This is a genomic window from Azospirillum sp. 11R-A (genome assembly GCF_049472615.1).
Taxonomy (GTDB): domain Bacteria; phylum Pseudomonadota; class Alphaproteobacteria; order Azospirillales; family Azospirillaceae; genus Azospirillum; species Azospirillum palustre.
Window position 1 is genome coordinate 74,825 of the sequence record NZ_JBCEBL010000011.1, and the last position, 19,269, is coordinate 94,093.

Consider the following 19,269-nt stretch of genomic DNA (forward strand, 5'->3'; position numbering starts at 1 on the left):
CGGTCAGCGCGCCGAACCCGACGCCTTCCCGTCCCCGCGGCCATTGCCCGACTTGCCGGATGCCGCTGTCCCCTTGTCGGGGGAGCGGGCATCCTGCACCAGCCGGCCGCACTGTGGCTGTTCCTCACTGCCCGGGTCAAGGAAGGGCAGCACGCCGGCCAGCGGGGTCAGCAGCACGCCCAGCGCCACCGCCGCAGCACCCCGCGCCGCCGACTCGGTGGGATCGACGCCGATGTCCGGGTTGCCCAGCGTGCCGCCGACCAGCACCGGGACATGGGTGGCGAAGACCTGGGGCGACTTCGAATCGCCGACGATGCGCAGATCCAGCGCCTCGTTGCGCAGGCTGATCCTGCCCTTGCCGGTGACCAGCGTTTCCGGCGTGTCGAGCACCAGCGCCTCGACCTGGGCGACACCGTTCTGCACCGCCATGTTGCCGACCAGACAGTTGAAGGGCATCGGCTTCGACCCGGAAATGACCACGCCCAGCGTTTCCAGGATGTTGGTCTTCAGCCCCTTGACCGCTAGGCTGGTGACCCGTCCGCCATCCACCGCGACGCCGATCTTGCCGTCGGAGCTGCCCAGCAGGTCGGCCACCGTCTTGCCGGAACCGGCAAGCTGGATGCGCCCGGCCACCGTGCCGCCGATCTGGCCCGCCAGGGAGGTTTCGCTGAAGAAGGTGGACAGCTTCATCGCGCGGATGTCCAGGTTGGTGCGCATCGCCGGCACCTTGCGGCTGCCGTCCACCTGAACCGTGCCGGCGATCCGCCCGCCGCCGATGCCCAGCGACAGCGGATCGAAATGCAGATCGCCGTTGGCCAGCCTGACCCGCATGTCCAGATCCTGCAACGGGGCGAAGGGCGCCTCGACCCGCTTGCCGCGCAGGCGGACATCCATGTCGGTGTTGCGCAGCATCTCCACATTCACCGGGGTGGCGGGGATGACGCGGCCGTTGCCGCGGGTCGGGTAATCGCCGCTGCCGCGCGGCGAGGCGCCGATCAGGCCGGCCAGATCCTGGGCCGCCAGCCGGTTGGAGGTGAGGTCGGCCTTCACCATCGGCCGCTCCCCGTTGGTATCGACCGACAGGTCGCCGGCAAGGTCGCTCTCGCCGACCTTGCCGTTCATGCCGTGGAAGGTCCACAGGCCCCCTTCGCGCGACAAATGGCCGGAAATGGAATAGGGCCGGGTCTTCGGCGTCGGGATGCCGAGGATCGGGAAGATCTCCGCCAGATCGTTGCCGCTGAGCGCCACCGACAGGTCGACACCCTCCAGCTTCACCGGCTCGGCCACCGACCCTTCGATGCGGCCCTTGGTCTTGCCGACGGCGGCGTCGATCTTCAGCGGATAGGGCTTGGGATCGTCGCGCAGATAAAGCAGCGAGCCGCCCTCCACCGCCAGGGTGAAGGGCTTGCCGGCGAAGTTGCCCTTGCCGTTCAGCTGCACGGTGTCGCTATCGTTGTCGCCGGTCGCGGTGTTGATGGTGTTGTCGATGTCGATGTCGCCGGTGGGGTCGCGGTAGCGAATCCTGCCGTCGGCGATCAGCAGCCGCTCGATCACCGGAATGTCGCCGCGCTTGTCGGGGGTCACGGCGTCCTTCGCCACCGCCTTCTCCGCGTTGGGCGGGCCGAAAGTCCAGTTCGCCTCGCCCTTGTCGTTCTTTTCCAGGATCAGCTTCGGCCCCTGGAACTTCAGCTCCGGCAGTTCCCAGTTGCCGCGCAGCAGCGGCCAGGGACGCAGCGAGGCGTCCAGCGCCTTGATCTCCGCCATCGTCCTGTCCTGCGCCCAGTCGGCGTTGGCGACGCGCAGCCCTTCCAGATGGATGCGGATCGGGTTGCCGAGATGCACGCGCAGGTCGCCGTCGATGGCGACCTCGCGGTTCAGCGCCGCCGAGGCGCGGCGAGCGACAAAGCCGCGGGCGTCGTTCCAGTCGAACAGCAGCACCACCGCGCCGACCCCGACGACGACAAGACCGACGAGGCCCAGCAGGCCGTAGCCGATCCATTTGAACACCGATCCCGCACCCGCTTTCATCCCCCTGCCCTCCCCGCACCGTCCCTTCCCCTGACAACGGACAAGGGGGCGGAACAGCGAAGGCCGGAGGCAGGGGTTACCGCAAGAGATCCAACGTTCCTGCCCGAAAGTCTTATATTCCGTTGGCGCTTATATTGGATTTAACGCAAAATTCAGTATCGCAGCGCCGTAATCGAACGACGCCCCACCCCCGCAGCCAGGGCCGCAGGACAAGATGCGTTCTCTGACCAATTTCGCCCCGTCCACCTTCGAGGAACGCGGTGCCGCCGTGGCCTTCACCACGCCGGTGCTGGCGCAGACCCGCGTGCGCAAGGACAGCCGCGACCAGCTGGAGGTGCTGGTGCCCAACCTTTCGGAAGGGCGCGGCGTCTATGTGGTTCCGTGGAAGTCGCTGCCGCTGGCCTTCCCGATGACCGTGCATGACCGGATGCTGCACGATCTGATCGCCAAGGCCGACGGCTGCTCGCCCGACGACATCCGCAAGGCGGTGCTGGAGGCGGCGCGCTGCGGTCTGGCCGGCGGCGGTGCCGTGGCGGCGGCCGAGGCGGCGCTGAGCGACGACGAGGACCAGCGCCTTCTCATCAACTACCAGCTGATCGTCGAGGCGCTGAAGGCGGTCGGCCTGGAGTCGACGGAGATCCTGAAGGTCGGCCTGACCTCCTCCGCAGGGCAGAAGCTGACGCGCGACCTGATGATGAAGGCGGCGCAGCGTCTGGCTCTGGAACCGAAGGAACTCTACGGACGCATCGCCGAGCTGGCGCTGATGATGGAGGCCATCGGGCTCGCCAGCTCGCCCAAGCCGGCGCGGCTGCGGCGGCTGATGCGCGATCTCCAGGGCTTCCGCGACAGCATGACCGACTGGGCGACCGACAATGTGTCGGAAGCGGCCCCCATCGGCGGCTTCTGCGCCGAGGTGGCGGAACATACGGTCAACCATGCCCGCAACGTCATCGGCCAGTTCGATCAGGCGATGGCGTCGTTCGAGGTGCTGCTGCGCCAGTGGGAGACCAAGCGCCCGCAGATCCGCAAGGCGTCGAGCCGGCTGTCCTGGCTGCTCGACGGCTGGGAGTATCTGATCCTGCTGTGGAACGACGCGATGACCCAGGACCGCTACAGCCAGGACATGGCCGTCCACGACATCTTCCGCGTCATCCCCCTGCTGCCCAAGGACGAGGGCCGCGCCGACCAGTCGATGCTGGCCGACAAGCTGACCACCAGCCACAAGCGGTCGGTGCGCGCTTATGTCGACTGGCGCAGCGGCCAGCTCGATGTCGATCTGGTCATGCGGATCGAGACGATCAAAGGGAGAGCGGCCTGATCATGGAGATGAAGGATCTGGTCGCGCTGGGCGACAAGCTTCTGGACATCGACGAGCCCAAGTTCCGCCAGATCGTCGATCTGCTGGAGCAGATGAACGACCATCCCGACATCCAGCGCACCATCGCCGTGATCCGCCCCCGCCTGGTCGAGCTGCGGCTGCACCGCCGGCCGACGCTGAAGCGGCTGTTCTGCGATCCGTTCGAAGACCTGTTCGAAGCACTGGGCAAGGCCGACCCGGTGCCGCTGAGCGTGATCGAACGGTCGCTGATGAACAGCCTGTGGCCGCTGGTCGAGGCCGAGGTCGGCAAGGAGCACATGCGCGCCTTCCGTCCGGCCCTCCAGAACGGGCCGGAGCGCAAGGCGCTGGCCGAAGCCTTCTGGGGGGAATGCGCCGCGGCGGTGACGACCATCGCCCAGGGGGCGGTGTCCGGGCATTTCAGCGAAGCGCTCGACCTGCGGATGAACCCCAACCGGATGCGGGCGCTCGCGGACATCGCCATCATCCTGTCCATCGCGCCCGAGATCATGGAGTTGAAGGCGGCGCTGTCGCCCAAGCCGGTGCCGAAGCTCCATGGCGACCATATCGAGGCGATCCAGACCATCGGCCGCCGGCTGTCGCGCGCCAGACCGGAATCGTTGAAGATCTTCATCCTGCTCGCCGCCTCGCGCCTGACCGATCCGTCGGTGCTGCTGAGCGGGCTTTGGGACATGGATCTGGGCCAGAAGTCGGCCGACCGCGCCGCCCTGTTCATGCAGCTGAGCGGCACCGTCGTCGCCCAAATCGAGGACCGCTCGCGCAGCTGGCAGGACACCCCGGCCAGCGACCGCATGGCGGTGGCCGATCTGGCGCTCGACCTCGTCGCCAGCCTGGACGCCACGCGGATGGCGATGGAGCACAGCCGCAACAAGGAGTTCGACCAGCGGCTGAAGCAGGTGCGCAACTCCGTCCACACCATGGTGAAGACCCAGGTGTTGCAGGACGCCGATGCCGGCATCGTCGCCGCCGTCGGCGCGCTGGAGGGCGGCAGCGAAGGACGCGCCCAGCTCGCCCAGGCGGAGAACCACGCCCGTGCGCTGCGCAAATGCGCGACCATCGCCGACACTTTGGGACTGCGCGGCGAGCTGCGGGAGATGACGCAGAGGACCACCGCCTCGCTGACGGAAAAGGCGCAGCAGGCGCTGGCCGGTCCCGCCGGCAGCACCCGCACCGGCTATACCGCCATCCGCATGATCGAACTGATTGCCGGACCGGCCGAAGCGAATAAGATCATGGACGACATCATGAGCGGCGGCCGGCGGTGAGTGTGCCGGCGCCTTTCGGTTCGGAGGAGAGGGCGATGGGATCGGGATACACCGGGTGGGAACTGCCGGCGGACGAGCGCGGGCGCCTGCTGGCCCTGCTTCCGCCCCGCTATGAGAGGCTGGTCGCCGACCATGTGACCCTGACCTTCGACGTCGGGCCGCAGGAGCCGCTGCCCGCCGCCACCGAGGCCGACGTGATCGGCTATGCCGACGACGGCGAGGGGGTGCAGGCGCTGGTCGTCGCCGTCGACGGCGCCAGCGACCGGCCGGACGGATCGACCTACCACATCACCTGGTCGCTGGCGGACGGGCGGCGCCCGGTGGAGTCCAACGACGTCATCCGCGACTATGGCTGGCGTCCGGTGGACCCGGTGACGGTCAGGCTGGTGCCGCGGTATTTCGCGCTGTAGGCCGGAAGCTCACGGCAGCTTACGGAACCTCCGCCACCCCTTCGGCGGCGACGCCGCGCTTCAGGCGCTGTTCGCGGTAGACGATGAACAGGCCGCTGCCGATGATCAGCGCCGCGCCCACCCCCATGCGCGCGGTGGGGGCCGTGCCCCAGACGGCGAGGTCGAGGAGCACCGCCCACAGGATCGACACATACTGGAACGGCACCACCACCGCGGCCGGGCTGAGCTGCAGCGAGCGGTTCATCATGGCGTGGCCGGCCAGCGCGGTGACGCCCAGCAGCCCCAGCAGGATGAAGCCGAGCCAACCCGGCGCCTCCCAGGTCCAGGGCAGCGTCACCCCGCCGATCAGCAGGCCGCCGACCATCTGGTTGCCGACCAGCGTCAGGCTGGAGGCGGAGCGCAGGACGCGGGTGGAGATCACGCCGCTGGAGAAGATGAAGGCGCCGATCAGCGCCACCAGCGACGGCCACAGGTCGAAGCGGCCGGTCGGGTTCAGCACGATGACGACGCCGACGAAGCCGACCAGCACCGCCACCCAGCGGCGCCAGCCGACGCTTTCCCGCAGGACCAGCACCGACAGCGCGGTGACGATCAGCGGCGCCGACATGTAGATGGTCATCACGTCGGCCAGCGGCAGATAACCGACCGCCCAGTAGAAGCAGGCGACATCCACCGTCATCAGCAGCACACGCAGGATGTGCAGCGGCAGCCGGTTCACCGCGAAGACCGCGGCGATGCCCTCGCGCCAGATCATCGGCGCCAGCACCGCCAGCCCGAACAGGCTGCGCACGGCCAGCAGCATGGCGACCGGATGGTCGGCCACCAGCCATTTGCCGAGCGCGTCGTTCAGCGTGAAGAGCGTCATCCCGCCCAGCATCATCAGGATGCCACGGCGGGTGTCGGTCGCGGGGGCCGCGGTCATGGAGGGGTCCGGCAATGGTTGAGGGCGTGGGATCCGCAGGAGCAGGCCGGAGACCTGCGCGGGCAGCGATATTGCTGGAATGGCGGACGAACGCAACCCCCGCCCGGCGGGCAGGAGCGATGCGAAAATTCCATCCGCCAGACTGAAGCCACCAGCGGAGCCGGCGCGGTCAGCGATAGGGCGCCTGTTGAACAGGCAGCCGGTTGGTCTCCTTCATCTCCCGCAGCGACAGGTTCGAGCGGATGCTGGCCACGCCCGGCAGCTTCCGCAGAACCCGGTCGACGAACCCGCTGTAATCGTCGAGATCGCGCGCGACGACGACCAGCAGGAAATCCGCCTCTCCGGTGGTGTTGTGGCAGCTCAGCACGGAGGGGCAGCCCTGGATGATCGCCTCGAACGCGGCGGTCGCCTCCTCGCCATGCTGGGTGCAGACGATCTGCACGAAGGCCATGACGCCGAAGCCGAGCTTGCGGCGGTCGAGAACCGCCTGATAGCCCTTGATCACCCCGCTTTCCTCCAGACGCTTCTGACGCCGCCAGCAGGACGCCTCGCTGAGCGCCAGCTGTTCGGAGAGCCTGGCGTTGGACAGCCGGCCATCCTGTTGCAGCCGGTCGGCAATCGCGGCATCCACTTTATCCAGCGGGTCCATGTCGAAGGACTCCTTCGCTAGCGAGCCATCAGAAGAAAGAACCCTTCATATCTGCGCTTCGACCGATCTTCAATTGAAAGCCAATTTCAGCGGGTCCGTCGTAGACTGCGGGGAGCGTCCAGACGGAGTCCCCCCGATGAAAGCCGTGGTCTACGAGGCATTTTCCGCCCCGCCGCACATCATGACCGTGCCCGATCCGACGCCGGAGCCGCATGGCGTCGTCGTCAAGGTGATGGCGACCGGCGTCTGCCGCAGCGACTGGCATGGCTGGGTCGGCCATGACACCGACATCCAGCTTCCCCATGTTCCCGGCCACGAGTTGGCCGGCATCGTCGAGGCGGTCGGCAGGGACGTGACGAAATGGCAGGTCGGGGACCGGGTGACGGTCCCGTTCGTCGGCGGCTGCGGCGCCTGTCCCGAATGCCATTCCGGCAACCATCAGGTCTGCGACCGGCAGTTCCAGCCCGGCTTCACACATTGGGGGTCGTTTGCCCAGTATGTCGGCCTGCATCAGGCGGACATCAATCTGGTGGGTCTGCCGGAGAGCATGGACTTCACCACGGCGGCGAGCCTCGGCTGCCGCTTCGTCACCTCGTTCCGCGCCGTCATCGACCAGGGCAAGACCTCCGCCGGCCAATGGGTCGCCGTTCACGGCTGCGGCGGCGTCGGCCTGTCGGCGATCATGATCGCCAATGCGGTGGGCGCCAATGTCGTCGCCGTCGACATCTCGGAAGACAAGCTCGCCCTGGCCCGCGCGCTCGGCGCCGTCGCCACGGTGAACGCGTCGGAGGTCGCGGAGGTCGCCGAAGCGGTGATCGAGATCACCCGCGGCGGCGCCCATGTCTCGCTCGACGCGCTGGGCCATCCCACCACCTGCTTCAACTCGATCAGCAACCTGCGCAAGCGGGGCAAGCATGTGCAGGTCGGGCTGATGCTGGCCGAGAACAGCACGCCGGCCATTCCGATGAGCCGCGTCATCGCCAACGAGCTGGAAATCCTTGGCAGCCACGGCATGCAGGCTCACCGCTATGACGCGATGATGGAGATGATGCGGTCCGGCAAGCTGGCGCCGGAGAAGCTGATCGGCCGGACGATCACGCTGGAACAGTCCATCGACGCCCTGATGAGCATGGACAGGTTCGAGGGCACCGGCGTCACCGTGGTGACGGAGTTCTGATGAGGCTGGGAAGCGGGAAAAATCTCAGGTTCCCGCTTCCCGTTCCCTCGCTCAGATCACGCCCTTCTCGCGCAGGGCGGCGATGTCGGCCTCGCCCAGCCCGAGGGCTTCGGCCAGAACCGTGTCGGTGTGCTGGCCCAGCGTCGGCGGGGCGGTGTCGTGGACCAGCGGGGTGCCGCTGTAGCGGATCGGGCTCGCCACCGTCGGCACGCTGCCCTGGGTCGGGTGCGGCAGATCCTGGTGGATGTTGCGGGCCTTGACCTGCGGGTCTTCGAAGACCGCGGCCAGATCGTTGATCGGGCCGCAGGGCACGCCGACCTGCTCCAGCGCGCCCAGCCAGTCCTGGCTGTCGCGGGTGCGGATCAGTTCCTCCAGCAGGGCCACCAGTTCCTTGCGGTTGGCGACGCGGGCCGGGTTGGTGGCGTAGCGTTCGTCCTTTGCCAGCTCGGGGCGGCCGGCGACCGTGCAGAACTTGGCGAACTGGCCGTCGTTGCCGACCGCCAGGATGATGTAGCCGTCGCGGGTGGCGAAGGCCTGATAGGGCACGATGTTAGGATGGGCGTTGCCGAGACGCTGCGGCGCCTTGCCGCCGACCAAGCAGTTCATCGCCTGGTTCGCCAGAACCGCCACCTGCACGTCGAGCAGGGCCAGATCGACCTGCTGGCCCTCGCCGGTGCGGTCGCGGTGGGCCAGCGCGCCCATGATGCCGATGGTGGCGTAGAGGCCGGTAAAGATGTCGGTCACCGCGACGCCGACCTTGACCGGCCCGGCGCCCGGCTCGCCGTCGGGCTGGCCGGTGATGCTCATCAGCCCGCCCATGCCCTGGATCATGAAGTCGTAGCCGGCCCGGTTGCGGTACGGCCCGGTCTGGCCGAAGCCGGTGATCGAGCAATAGACCAGCCGCGGGTTGACCGCCTTCAGGCTGTCATAGTCGAGGCCGTACTTGACCAGCCCGCCGACCTTGAAATTCTCAATGACGACGTCGGCCTGGGCGGCGAGCATGCGGACAAGCTCCTGCCCTTCCGGCCGTTCGAAATCGATGGTGATCGACCGCTTGCCGCGGTTGGTCGACAGGAAATAGGCAGACTGGTCGCCGGCCCAGGGCGGGCCCCAGGCGCGGGTATCGTCGCCGGCACCCGGCCGTTCCACCTTGATCACGTCGGCGCCGAGATCGGCCAGCGTCTGCGCCGACCACGGCCCGGCCAGCACGCGCGACAGCTCCAGCACCCGGATGTGCGACAAGGGTCCGGCCAAGGTGTCTTCCTCCTGTTGGTGTTGTTGCCCTCTCCCGCCCCGGGAGAGGGAGGGACCCGCCGAAGGCGGGAGGGTGAGGGGGGATCCAGACATGGATTCAAATCCTTGGATCACCCCTCACCCTTCCCAAGCTTCGCTTGGGCCCCTTCCCTCTCCCGGGGTGGGAGAGGGAGTCCTATTACGCCGACACCAGTTCTTCCAGCGAGCGCTCGATGATGTCCAGGCCTTCATCGACCAGGGCATCGGAGGCGGTCAGCGGGACCAGGATGCGGATGACGTTGGCGTAGGTGCCGCAGGACAGCAGGATCAGGCCCTTTTCCGCCGCCTTGGCGACCAGCGCCTTGGTCAGGTCGGCGGCCGGCTCCTTGGTCTCGCGGTCGGTCACCAGCTCCATGGCGACCATGGCGCCCAGGTTGCGGACGTCGCCGATCACCGACAGGCTGTTGCGCTGGGCCATGGTGCGGAAGCGGCCGGCGATGCGCTCGCCCAGCTGCTCGCTGCGCTCGACCAGCTTCTCTTCCTCGATGACGTTGATGACGGCCAGCGCCGCGGTGGTCGCCAGCGGGCTGCCGGCATAGGTGCCGCCCAGGCCGCCGGGGATCGGGGCATCCATCAGCGCCGCCTTGCCGGTCAGCGCCGACAGCGGGAAGCCGCCGGCCAGGCTCTTCGCCATGGTGACGAGGTCCGGCTCGATCCCGGCATGCTCGAAGGCGAACATCTTGCCGGTGCGGGCGAAGCCGGTCTGGATCTCGTCGACGATCATGACGATGCCGTGCTTGTCGCAGACCGCGCGCAGCGACTGGAGGAAGGACGGGCTGGCGATGTTGAAGCCGCCCTCGCCCTGCACCGGCTCGATGATGATCGCGGCGACGCGGGCCGGATCGACGTCGGACTTGAACAGATTGTCCAGCGCCTTCAGGCTCTCCGCCTCGCTGATGCCGCGGTAGGCGTTGGGGAACGGCACGTGGAAGATTTCGGCCGGGAACGGGCCGAAGCCGACCTTGTAGGGCACGACCTTGCCGGTCAGGCCCATGGTCAGCAGCGTGCGGCCGTGGAAGCCGCCGGAGAAGGCGACCACGCCCGGCCGGCCGGTGGCGGCGCGGGCGACCTTGACGGCGTTCTCGACCGCCTCGGCACCGGTGGTGAAGAAAGCGGTCTTCTTCGGCGTCGGGCCGGGGACCAGCGCGTTCAGCTTCTCCGCCAGCTCGACGAAGCTGTCATAGGGCGTGACCATCGCGCAGGTGTGGGTGAAACGCTCCAGTTGCGCCTTCACCGCCTCCATCACCTTCGGGTGGCGGTGGCCGGTGTTCAGCACGGCGATGCCGCCGGCGAAGTCGATGAAGCGCTTGCCCTCGACATCCCACATCTCGGCATTCTCGGCGCGGTCGATGTAGAAGGGCATGCCGGCGGAGATGCCACGGGAGACGGCGGCCTCGCGACGGGCGACGAAGGACTGGTTGGTGGTCATGGTCTGTGTTCCTTTGTCTTTTCCCTTGGGGGGATCAGGCGCCGAGGCCGACGCAGAGATATTTGACTTCCATGAAATCATCGAGGCCGTACTTGGAGCCTTCGCGGCCGATGCCGGACTCCTTGACGCCGCCGAAGGGAGCCACCTCGGTGGAGATGATGCCCTCGTTGATGCCGACGATGCCGTATTCCAGCTTTTCCGCCACGCGCCAGACGCGGCCGATGTCGCGGCTGTAGAAATAGGCGGCAAGCCCGAACTCGGTGTCGTTCGCCATGCGGATGGCGTCCTCTTCCGTCTCGAACTTGAACAGCGGGGCGACCGGTCCGAAGATCTCCTCGCGGGCGACGCGCATCTCGGTGGTGATGCCGGTCAGGATGGTCGGCTCGAAGAAGGTGCCGCCCAGCGCATGGCGCTTGCCGCCGAGAGCGACGGTGGCGCCCTTCTCCAGCGCATCGCCCATCAGCTCTTCCACCTTGGCGATGGCGTCGGCGTTGATCAGCGGACCCTGGGTGACGCCGGCCTCGGTGCCGTCGCCGACCTTCAGCGCCTTGACGGCCTCGGCCAGCTTGGCGGCGAAGGCGTCATAGACGCCGGCCTGGACCAGCAGGCGGTTGGCGCAGACGCAGGTCTGGCCGGCATTGCGGTACTTCGACGCCATGGCGCCCTTGACCGCCTCGTCCAGGTCGGCGTCGTCGAAGACGATGAAGGGGGCGTTGCCGCCCAGCTCCAGCGACACCTTCTTGACCGTGCTGGCGGCCTGCCGCATCAGCAGCTTGCCCACTTCGGTCGAGCCGGTGAAGCTGACCTTGCGGACGATCGGGCTGTGGGTCAGCTCGTTGCCGATGGCGGCCGGCTCGCTGCCCATGACGATGTTGAAGACGCCGGCCGGGAAGCCGGCGCGCTCGGCCAGCTCGGCCAGCGCCAGCGCCGACAGCGGGGTGTCCTCGGCCGGCTTGACCACCACGGTGCAGCCGGCGGCCAGCGCCGGAGCCACCTTGCGGGTGATCATGGCGTTCGGGAAGTTCCACGGCGTGATCGCCGCGACGACGCCGATGGCCTCCTTCAGCACGACGATGCGCTTGTTGGCGGCGAAGCTGGGGATCACGTCGCCGTAGGCGCGCTTGCCCTCTTCCGCGAACCACTCGATGAAGGACGCGCCATAGACGACCTCACCGCGCGATTCGGTCAGCGGCTTGCCCTGCTCGGCGGTCATCAGCTGGGCCAGATCCTCCTGCGCCGCGATGATCAGCTCGTACCAGCGGCGCATGATGGCCGCGCGCTCCTTGGCGGTCTTGGCCTTCCAGCCCGGCAGGGCGGCGTTGGCGGCGTCGATGGCCTCGCGCGTCTCGGCCGCGCCCATGTCGGACACTTCGGCGATGACGGCGCCGGTGGCGGGGTTGGTGACCGGGAAGCTCTTCCCGGAGTCGGCCGCGCGCCACGCACCGTTCACGTAGCCCTTGGTTCGGAGAAGGCCCTGGTCGTTCAGCGACAGCATGTTCGATCCGCCCTGGATGAAGGAATATGGAACCGGCCGGCCACACCCGGCGAAAACTTCCTTGGCAATCAAGGATTTCCTGCGCGGGGGCCTGGACCTTGGACAGAAGCCTACCATGTTTAATAAATTAAACAACCCCTGTTTAACTGTTCATATTCTGATGACGGGGTTGCGCGGATGGGCTATTGCCTTAATGGAAGTGGAGCAGGAGTCCGGTGATGGAATTCGACGTCGGCGCCAGGTTGAAGCAGATCCGCGAACAGCATGGGCTGTCGCAGCGGGCGCTCGCCCAGCTTGCCGGAGTGACCAACGGCACGATCTCCCTGATCGAGCAGAACCGCAGCAGCCCGTCCGTGTCGTCGCTGCGCAAGGTGCTTCAGGGCATCCCGATGACCCTGGCCGAATTCTTCTCCTCCGATGACCTGCCGCCGCCCGAGCAGATCTTCTTCAAGGGCGACGAGCTGATCGAACTGGCCGGCGAGCTGAAGGGCACGGTCGGCCAGGTTTCCTTCCGTCAGGTCGGCGACCTGCGCAGCCGCAACCTGCAAATCCTCCACGAACGCTACGCCCCCGGCGCCGACACCGGCCGCACCATGCTCCAGCACGAGGGAGAGGAAGGCGGTATCGTCATCAAGGGCCAGATCGAACTGACGGTGGGTGACCGCAAGCAGCTTCTCGGCCCCGGCGACGCCTATTTCTTCGACAGTCGCGTCAGCCACCGCTTCCGCAACATCGGCGAGGTGGAGTGCGAGGTGATCAGCGCCTGCACCCCGCCCTATCTGTGAGCGGGACCGGGGAGGAGCGTACCCCCCTCCCCGTCGGACACTCCCCTACTCCGCCTTCCCTTTCAGCCGCTCGTTGCGCCGGCGCAGGATTTCCAGCGTCGACAGCATGCAGACCGAGATCACCGTCAGCACCACCGCCACTGCGGTGATGGTCGGGCTGATGTTCTCGCGGATGCCGCTGAACATCTCACGCGGCAGCGTGCGCTGCTCCGGCCCGGCGAGGAACAGCACCGTCACCACCTCGTCGAAGCTGGTGGCGAAGGCGAACAGGGCACCCGACGCCAGGCCCGGCAGGATCAGCGGCAGGATCACCTTGCGGAAGGTCAGCAGCGGCGGCGCGCCCAGCGAGGCGGCGGCCTTCGCCAGCGTCATGTCGAAGCTCTGCAGGGTCGCCGACACGGTGATGACGACGAAGGGGGTCGCCAGCGCGGTGTGGACCAGGATCAGGCCGAGATAGTTGCCGGTCAGACCCAGCGGCGCGAAGAAGAAATAGACGCCGACCGCGGTGATGACGACCGGGACCACCATCGGCGATAGCACGACGGCCAGCACCAGCGGCTTCCACTTGCTCTTCCACTGGGCCAGCCCCAGCGAGGCCAGCGTGCCCAGCGCCATCGACAGCATGGACGAGGCCACGCCGATGATGACGCTGTTCTTCAGCGCGTTCATCCAGCGCGCGGATCCCAGGAAATCCTCGTACCAGCGCAGCGACAGGCCGGGCAGCGGATAGGTCAGGTAGGTGCTGGAGCTGAAGGAGAGCGGCACGATCGCCAGGATCGGCGCCATCAGGAAGATGAACACCAGCGTGGAGGCGACGACCGTCGCCATCCAGGCGAAACGCTGGCTGGCGGTCTGGGGGGAATGGTTCGCGCTCAATTCTTCAGACCTCCCGTCGTCTGGCGGCCGAGCGCCAGCTTGCCGTAGACCAGCGCCAGCACCAGCGTGGAGAGCAGCAGAACCGCACCCAGCGCCGAGGCGAGGCCCCAGTTGACCGTTTCCGTGGTGTAGAAGGCGATGAAGGACGAAATCATCTGGTCGGCGGCCCCGCCGACCAGCGCCGGCGTGATGTAGTAGCCGATGGCCAGGATGAAGACGAGCAGGCAGCCGGCGCCGATGCCCGGAATGGTCTGCGGCAGGTAGATGCGCATGAAGGCGGTCGCCGGCGGGGCGCCCAGCGAGGCGGCGGCGCGCATGTAGGCCGGCGAGATGCCGCGCATGACGCTGTAGAGCGGCAGGATCATGAAGGGCAGCAGCACATGGGTCATCGCCATGTAGACGCCGAAGCGGTTGTAGATCAGCCGCATCGGCTCGTCGATCACGCCCAGCCATTGCAGCGAGCCGTTGACGATGCCCTCGCTCTGCAGGATCACGATCCAGGCGCAGGTGCGCACCAAGAGCGAGGTCCAGAAGGGCAGCAGCACGAAGATCATCAGCAGGTTCGACCGGCCGGTCGGCAGGTTCGCCAGCAGATAGGCGACCGGGAAGCCGAGGATCAGGCAGAGCGCCGTGACGCCGAAGCCGATGGTGAAGGTGCGGATGAAGACGTCGCGGTAGATCGCCTGATCCGGCGGGGCGGCCACGATGGCGCCGTCGGCGTTGCGGGTCAGGTCGACGGCGGCCAGCAGGTAATAGCTGGTGACCGGGCCGCTGGCGCTCTTGATCGCCGTCCAGCTCTCGCGCTCGCCCCAGGCGGGCGAAAGGCCGATCATCGTCTCCTTCGCGGTGCCGGGAGCGGGCTGCTCCTTCAGCTTGCGCGCGGTGGAGAGCAGCGTCGTGCGGTAGCCGTTGACGATGTAGTTCAGCCGCTTGGCCGCGACGGCCAGCGTTCCGGCCTCGCGCGCGGTGCGCATGTCGGCGGCGAGTGCGGCGAAGGCGGCCTCGTCGGGCAGGCCCTGGCCGTTCCAATGCTCCAGCGCCGCGACGGTCTGCGGCATCACCTGCGGCACCTCCCAGTCGTCGGCCGACTTCCAGATCATGCCGGCGAGCGGCACGACGAAGGTGAACAGCAGGAAGGCCAGCAGCGGCAGCACCAGACCCAGCGCACGGAACTGCCGGGCCCGCTCGGCCCGTTTCAATCGACGCTTCAACGGCACGTCGGCGCCGGCAACGAATGCGGCTGTCATCGGCATTGTCCTGTTGGAAAGACGCAGGTGCATAAAGCCCCGAAACCCGGGACCATCCCCTCTCCCCCCGGGGAGAGGGTCAGGGTGAGGAGGACGCATGGCGTCCGGTCACCGGAGGGCGGGCAGTGATCCGCCAAAAACTTAAGTTGGAGAGGCGCTTCACAGCCCGATGCGTGCCGCTGCGCATCCCCCTCCCCCGACCCTCTCCCGGGTGGGAGAGGGGGTAAAGGGCGAGTTACAACAAACTACTTACTTCGCCGCCCACTTGTTGAAGCGCTCGGTCAGGCGGTCGATGTTCTCCAGCCAGAAGTCGGTGTTGATCTCCACCGCGCTCTTCATGTTGTCCGGCGCGGTCGGCAGGTCGGCCAGGACCGCCTTCTGCAGCAGCGCCGGGGCTTTCTTGTTCGACGTGCCATAGGCGATGCCTTCGGACAGCTTGGCCTGGTTCTCCGGCTTGCCGACGAAGCTCAGGAACTTGTAGGCGGCATCGACGTTCGGGCTGCCCTTCAGGATGACCCAGCTGTCGACGGTGTAGAGCGCACCGTTCCACACCATGCCGAAGTTCTTCTTTTCCTTCTTGTTGGCGGCGTCGATGCGGCCGTTGTAGACCGAGGTCATCGCCACTTCGCCCGAAGCCAGCAGCTGCGGCGGCTGGGCGCCGGCCTTCCACCAGACGATGTCGTTCTTGATGGTGTCGAGCTTCTTGAAGGCGCGGTCTATGCCGGCCTCGGTGCCCAGAACCTTGTAGACGTCGGCAGGCGCCACGCCGTCGGCCATCAGCGCGATTTCCAGCGTGGTCTTGGCGCCCTGGCGCAGGCCGCGCTTGCCCGGATACTTCTTGGTGTCGAAGAAATCGGCCCAGCTCTTCGGCGCGTCCTTCAGCTTGTCCTTGTCGTAGCCCAGGACGAAGTCATAGACGATGGCGCCGACGCCGCAGGCGTTGACCGTCGACGGCAGATAGGCATCCTCGCCGCCGATCTTGGAGAAGTTCATCTTCTCGTACAGGCCCTCGTCGCAGCCGAGCGCCAGCTCCTCGCTCTCGACCTGGACCACGTCCCAGGTCGAGGCGCCGCCCTGGACCTTGGCGCGCAGGACGCCGACGCCGCCGTCCCAGGACTCGTCGTTCATCGCCGTGCCGGTGGCCTTGAACGGCTCGAAATACACCTTCTTCTGGACGTCCTGATAGGCGCCGCCCCACGACACGACGGTGAGGTCGCGGGCGCTGGCCGCCGATGACAGGGCCGTGAGGGCGGTGAAGGTCGCAGCGAAACCGAGAGCCACCTTAATCTTCGACATGATCCCCGTCCTTATTCGTCGTGGTTGTTGTTGCTGGAAGGCACCCTGGTGCCGAGGAACCACGTCCTCAGACCGGATCGAGCGCCCGGCAGTCCTCCGGGCGGAAAGCGATGTAGACGTCCTGGCCCGGCACCAGGCCGGCATAGGAGCCGGCCGGCAGCTTGACCATGAATTCCGGGTTGGCCGGGGTGCTCAGCACCGCCAGCGTGTGGTCGCCGAGATAGATCAGGTCGGTCAGCGTCGCCGGCAGCCGGTTCATCGTGCTGTCGCCGCTGTCGCCGGTCTCGATGGCCACGCGTTCCGGGCGGAGCGACAGCGAGGTGCGGTTGCCGGCGCCGCCGATGTTCACCGCCTGCGCCACCACCGAACCGCCGGCATCCAGCGCGACCCGCGCCCAGCCCTGTTCGATATTTTCGACAACGCCGCTCAGAACATTGTTCTCGCCGATGAAGTTGGCGACGAAGCTGTTCACCGGCCGCTCATACAGCGCATCCGGCCGGTCGATCTGCTGGACGATGCCGTCGTTGAAGACCGCGATGCGGTCGGACATCGTCAGCGCCTCCCCCTGGTCGTGGGTGACGTAGACGACGGTCAGGCCCATCGTCTCGTGCAGCCGCTTGATCTCCAGCTGCATATGCTCGCGCAGGCGCTTGTCGAGCGCGCCCAGCGGCTCGTCCATCAGCACCAGCGCCGGGTTGAAGACCAGGGCGCGGGCGAGCGCCACGCGCTGCTGCTGGCCGCCCGACAGCTGGCCGGGACGGCGGCCGGCGAGGTTGCCGAGCTTGATCATGTCGAGCGCGGCCCGGACCCGGTCCCTGGTTTCCGCCTTGGAAACGCCGCGCACCGACAGCGGGAAGGCGACGTTTTCCTCGATGGTCAGGTGGGGGAACAGGGCGTAGTTCTGGAAGACCATGCCGATGTCGCGCTTGTGCGGCGGAACGTTCTTGATCGGCCGGTCGCCGATGAAGATGTCGCCATGGGTCGGCACCTCGAACCCGGCCAGCATCATCAGCGTGGTGGTCTTGCCCGACCCCGACGGCCCCAGCAGCGTCAGGAATTCGCCCTTGCGGATGTCGAGATCGAGGCTTTTCACCACGAGATGCTCGCCATCGTAGGTCTTCTGCACCCCGGTGAAGCGCACCAGGGTATCTGTCGTCGCGATCATCCCGCCGTCCATCCGTCCGCTCCCGTCACAGGCGACCTGCGGCCGGGTACGCCACCCCGGCCCGGTCCGTCTTTCTGGCCCTGACGGTAACACGCGTTTAAGAAAATAGACAAGAGGAATGACTATGTCTTGATCAATTCAACAGTCTGCCGAATTTTTGTGCAAATGCGAAGGCGATGCCCACACTTAGACCGTCAGTGTGCTCCATCCGCGTGCGATTGAGAAGACCGATGATCGAGATAGCGGACATACGGCGGCATGAAAATCGGTGTTTGCCATGAAGGCCGGGGCGAATCGCCGCAGGCGATCCGCCCCTGATTCACATCTTTGCCCGAAAACACCGACCGATGGCCGGCGCCTTCGGGCCCCGCGGTCAGCGCTCCAGACTTATTTCTGCTGCGCCGCCTGGCTGTAGACGAAGCTGTCGAAGCCGTTCTCGGCGACGCGGAACCACAGGCGCTCCTGCTCCAGGAACGGCTTCCAGCCGTCATAGACCTTCTTGAAGCGGGGATTGCTGGCGGCCAGCTTTTCGTAGAATTCGAACGCCGCCTTCTCGCAGGCCTGCATCATGTCGCGCGGGAAGGGACGCAGCACGGCGCCGGCGCCGACCAGACGCTTCAGCGCGGAGGCATTCAGCGTGTCGTACTTGGCGATCATCCAGCTGTTGGCCTCCCAGCAGGCCTGCTCCAGGATGGTCTGGTAGGATTTCGGCAGGGATTCCCAGGCCTGCATGTTGAACATCAGCGGGATCTGGGCCGAACCCTCCCACCAGCCGGGGTAGTAGTAGTATTTGGCGACCTTGTGGAAGCCGAGCTTCTCGTCGTCGTAGGGACCGACGAATTCCGCCGCGTCGATGGTGCCGCGTTCCAGCGCCGGATAGATGTCGCCGCCGCCGAGCTGCTGGGGCACGAGGCCGAAGGGCGTCAGGATCTGGCCGACCAGACCGCCGATGCGCATCTTCAGGCCCTTCAGGTCGTCCAGGCTCTTGATCTCCTTGCGGAACCAGCCGCCCATCTGGGCGCCGGTGTTGCCGGCGGGGATGTGGTGGATGTTGTAGTCCTTGAACACCTCCCGCATCAGCTCCAGCCCGCCGCCATGCATCATCCAGGCGATGTGCTGGCGGGTGTTCAGGCCGAACGGCATGGCGGTGTCGAAGCAGAAGGTCGGATCCTTGCCGACATAGAAATAGGCCGCCGACTGGCCGCACTCGACCGTGCCGTTCTGCACCGCGTCCAGCACCTGCAACGCCGGGACGATCTCGCCGGCCGCGAAGGTGCGGATCTGGAACTTGCCGTCGGTGGCGTCGGACACCCGTTTGGCGATGAATTCGGCCGCGCCATAGATGGTGTCGAGGCTCTTGGGATAGCTCGACGCCATGCGCCACTTGATCTCGGGCTGGGAGGACTGCGCGATGGCCGGAGCCGCGACGGTCCCGGCGGTCCCAGCGGCGGCAAGGCCGACGCCGGCGCTGGTGAGAAACGCACGCCGTTTCATGATGAGGACTCTTCCCGATCTTATGGTTCGTTGGGCCGACATGATAGCGCAACCAACCCTCCGGGGAATCCCCCATTGACGGGGCGACGGCGCCGGGAGGAAGATTCTTGCGGCGGAAACGAAAAATCCAGCCTCATTGGGCTGGATTTTCGGCGACGCAGCATTATTTGTTGTTTCTATCGCCTTTCAGGCGTTTCCTCCCTAAACTCGGGCCGCGGCTGTATTGCTAGCGGCCTTTTCCTTTTTACGCAATATGCTGAAAGTCAGCTTTGCGAACTTTTTTGATCGCCATGCGCTCGAAACGGGTCCGCAGCACGACCCGACACGTCCGCAGATTGCACAGTAAAGTCATGGTTCCGCTTGACCCTTTATAAAGGGCTG

The 19,269-nt window shown here is 66.7% G+C and carries 16 protein-coding genes; 5 read left to right on the plus strand and 11 right to left on the minus strand.

Features of this window, described 5'->3' with window-relative positions:
* Positions 1-3 precede the first annotated feature (3 nt).
* Entirely contained in the window at positions 4-2,028 is a 2,025-nt protein-coding gene (locus VH569_RS16635; RefSeq protein ID WP_423316325.1) for an AsmA family protein, read from the minus strand.
* Positions 2,029-2,242: 214 nt separating this feature from the next.
* Between VH569_RS16635 and VH569_RS16640 the strand changes: the two genes are divergently transcribed.
* From VH569_RS16640 to VH569_RS16650, 3 genes are read left to right on the plus strand one after another with little or no spacing between them, the layout of a single operon-like run.
* The gene (locus tag VH569_RS16640; protein ID WP_423316326.1) at positions 2,243-3,346 is read left to right on the plus strand and encodes a hypothetical protein; all 1,104 of its coding nucleotides are present in this window, start codon (positions 2,243-2,245) and stop codon (positions 3,344-3,346) included.
* Between the two features lie 2 nt (positions 3,347-3,348).
* Entirely contained in the window at positions 3,349-4,650 is a 1,302-nt protein-coding gene (locus VH569_RS16645) for a hypothetical protein (RefSeq protein WP_423316327.1), read from the plus strand.
* Between the two features lie 35 nt (positions 4,651-4,685).
* Positions 4,686-5,060: a hypothetical protein gene (locus tag VH569_RS16650; RefSeq protein ID WP_423316328.1), complete on the plus strand. Its 375-nt coding sequence runs from the start codon at positions 4,686-4,688 to the stop codon at positions 5,058-5,060.
* Between the two features lie 19 nt (positions 5,061-5,079).
* Here the strand turns inward: VH569_RS16650 and VH569_RS16655 are convergent, their stop codons facing one another.
* Both VH569_RS16655 and VH569_RS16660 read right to left on the minus strand, forming a co-directional pair.
* Positions 5,080-5,982: a DMT family transporter gene (locus tag VH569_RS16655; RefSeq protein ID WP_423316329.1), complete on the minus strand. Its 903-nt coding sequence runs from the start codon at positions 5,980-5,982 to the stop codon at positions 5,080-5,082.
* A gap of 169 nt (positions 5,983-6,151) precedes the next feature.
* Positions 6,152-6,631: an Lrp/AsnC family transcriptional regulator gene (locus tag VH569_RS16660; RefSeq protein WP_423316330.1), complete on the minus strand. Its 480-nt coding sequence runs from the start codon at positions 6,629-6,631 to the stop codon at positions 6,152-6,154.
* Between the two features lie 136 nt (positions 6,632-6,767).
* On the opposite strand from VH569_RS16660, the gene VH569_RS16665 reads away from it, so the two are divergent.
* Positions 6,768-7,808 (plus strand): zinc-dependent alcohol dehydrogenase family protein, encoded by a 1,041-nt coding sequence (locus tag VH569_RS16665; RefSeq protein ID WP_423316331.1) that lies wholly within the window; start codon positions 6,768-6,770, stop codon positions 7,806-7,808.
* Between the two features lie 51 nt (positions 7,809-7,859).
* On the opposite strand, the gene VH569_RS16670 is transcribed toward VH569_RS16665, so the two are convergent.
* The 3 genes from VH569_RS16670 to VH569_RS16680 form a co-directional block, all read right to left on the minus strand.
* Positions 7,860-9,062: a CaiB/BaiF CoA transferase family protein gene (locus tag VH569_RS16670; RefSeq protein ID WP_423316332.1), complete on the minus strand. Its 1,203-nt coding sequence runs from the start codon at positions 9,060-9,062 to the stop codon at positions 7,860-7,862.
* A 178-nt stretch (positions 9,063-9,240) separates the two neighbouring features.
* Entirely contained in the window at positions 9,241-10,530 is a 1,290-nt protein-coding gene (gene gabT / locus VH569_RS16675; protein ID WP_376962320.1) for a 4-aminobutyrate--2-oxoglutarate transaminase, read from the minus strand.
* Between the two features lie 34 nt (positions 10,531-10,564).
* Positions 10,565-12,025 carry an NAD-dependent succinate-semialdehyde dehydrogenase gene (locus VH569_RS16680; protein WP_423316333.1) on the minus strand — a complete coding sequence of 487 codons (1,461 nt, stop codon included), beginning with the start codon at positions 12,023-12,025 and terminating at the stop codon, positions 10,565-10,567.
* Positions 12,026-12,243: 218 nt separating this feature from the next.
* On the opposite strand from VH569_RS16680, the gene VH569_RS16685 reads away from it, so the two are divergent.
* Complete coding sequence (locus tag VH569_RS16685) at positions 12,244-12,810, plus strand: cupin domain-containing protein (RefSeq protein WP_423316334.1); 567 nt, start codon at positions 12,244-12,246, stop codon at positions 12,808-12,810.
* Between the two features lie 45 nt (positions 12,811-12,855).
* Here the strand turns inward: VH569_RS16685 and VH569_RS16690 are convergent, their stop codons facing one another.
* The 5 genes from VH569_RS16690 to VH569_RS16710 form a co-directional block, all read right to left on the minus strand.
* On the minus strand, positions 12,856-13,686 hold the full coding sequence (locus tag VH569_RS16690; protein WP_199235309.1) for an ABC transporter permease: 831 nt from the start codon (positions 13,684-13,686) through the stop codon (positions 12,856-12,858).
* Positions 13,683-14,933: an ABC transporter permease gene (locus tag VH569_RS16695; protein WP_376962329.1), complete on the minus strand. Its 1,251-nt coding sequence runs from the start codon at positions 14,931-14,933 to the stop codon at positions 13,683-13,685. The genes VH569_RS16690 and VH569_RS16695 overlap by 4 nt, the downstream gene beginning before the upstream one ends.
* A 249-nt stretch (positions 14,934-15,182) precedes the next feature.
* The gene (locus tag VH569_RS16700; protein ID WP_423316335.1) at positions 15,183-16,229 is read right to left on the minus strand and encodes an ABC transporter substrate-binding protein; all 1,047 of its coding nucleotides are present in this window, start codon (positions 16,227-16,229) and stop codon (positions 15,183-15,185) included.
* A gap of 67 nt (positions 16,230-16,296) precedes the next feature.
* Positions 16,297-17,406, minus strand: coding sequence for an ABC transporter ATP-binding protein (locus VH569_RS16705; RefSeq protein WP_377807065.1), 1,110 nt, complete (start codon positions 17,404-17,406; stop codon positions 16,297-16,299).
* 375 nt (positions 17,407-17,781) lie between these two features.
* Positions 17,782-18,888 (minus strand): TRAP transporter substrate-binding protein, encoded by a 1,107-nt coding sequence (locus VH569_RS16710; RefSeq protein ID WP_423316336.1) that lies wholly within the window; start codon positions 18,886-18,888, stop codon positions 17,782-17,784.
* Between the last annotated feature and the right edge of the window lie 381 nt (positions 18,889-19,269).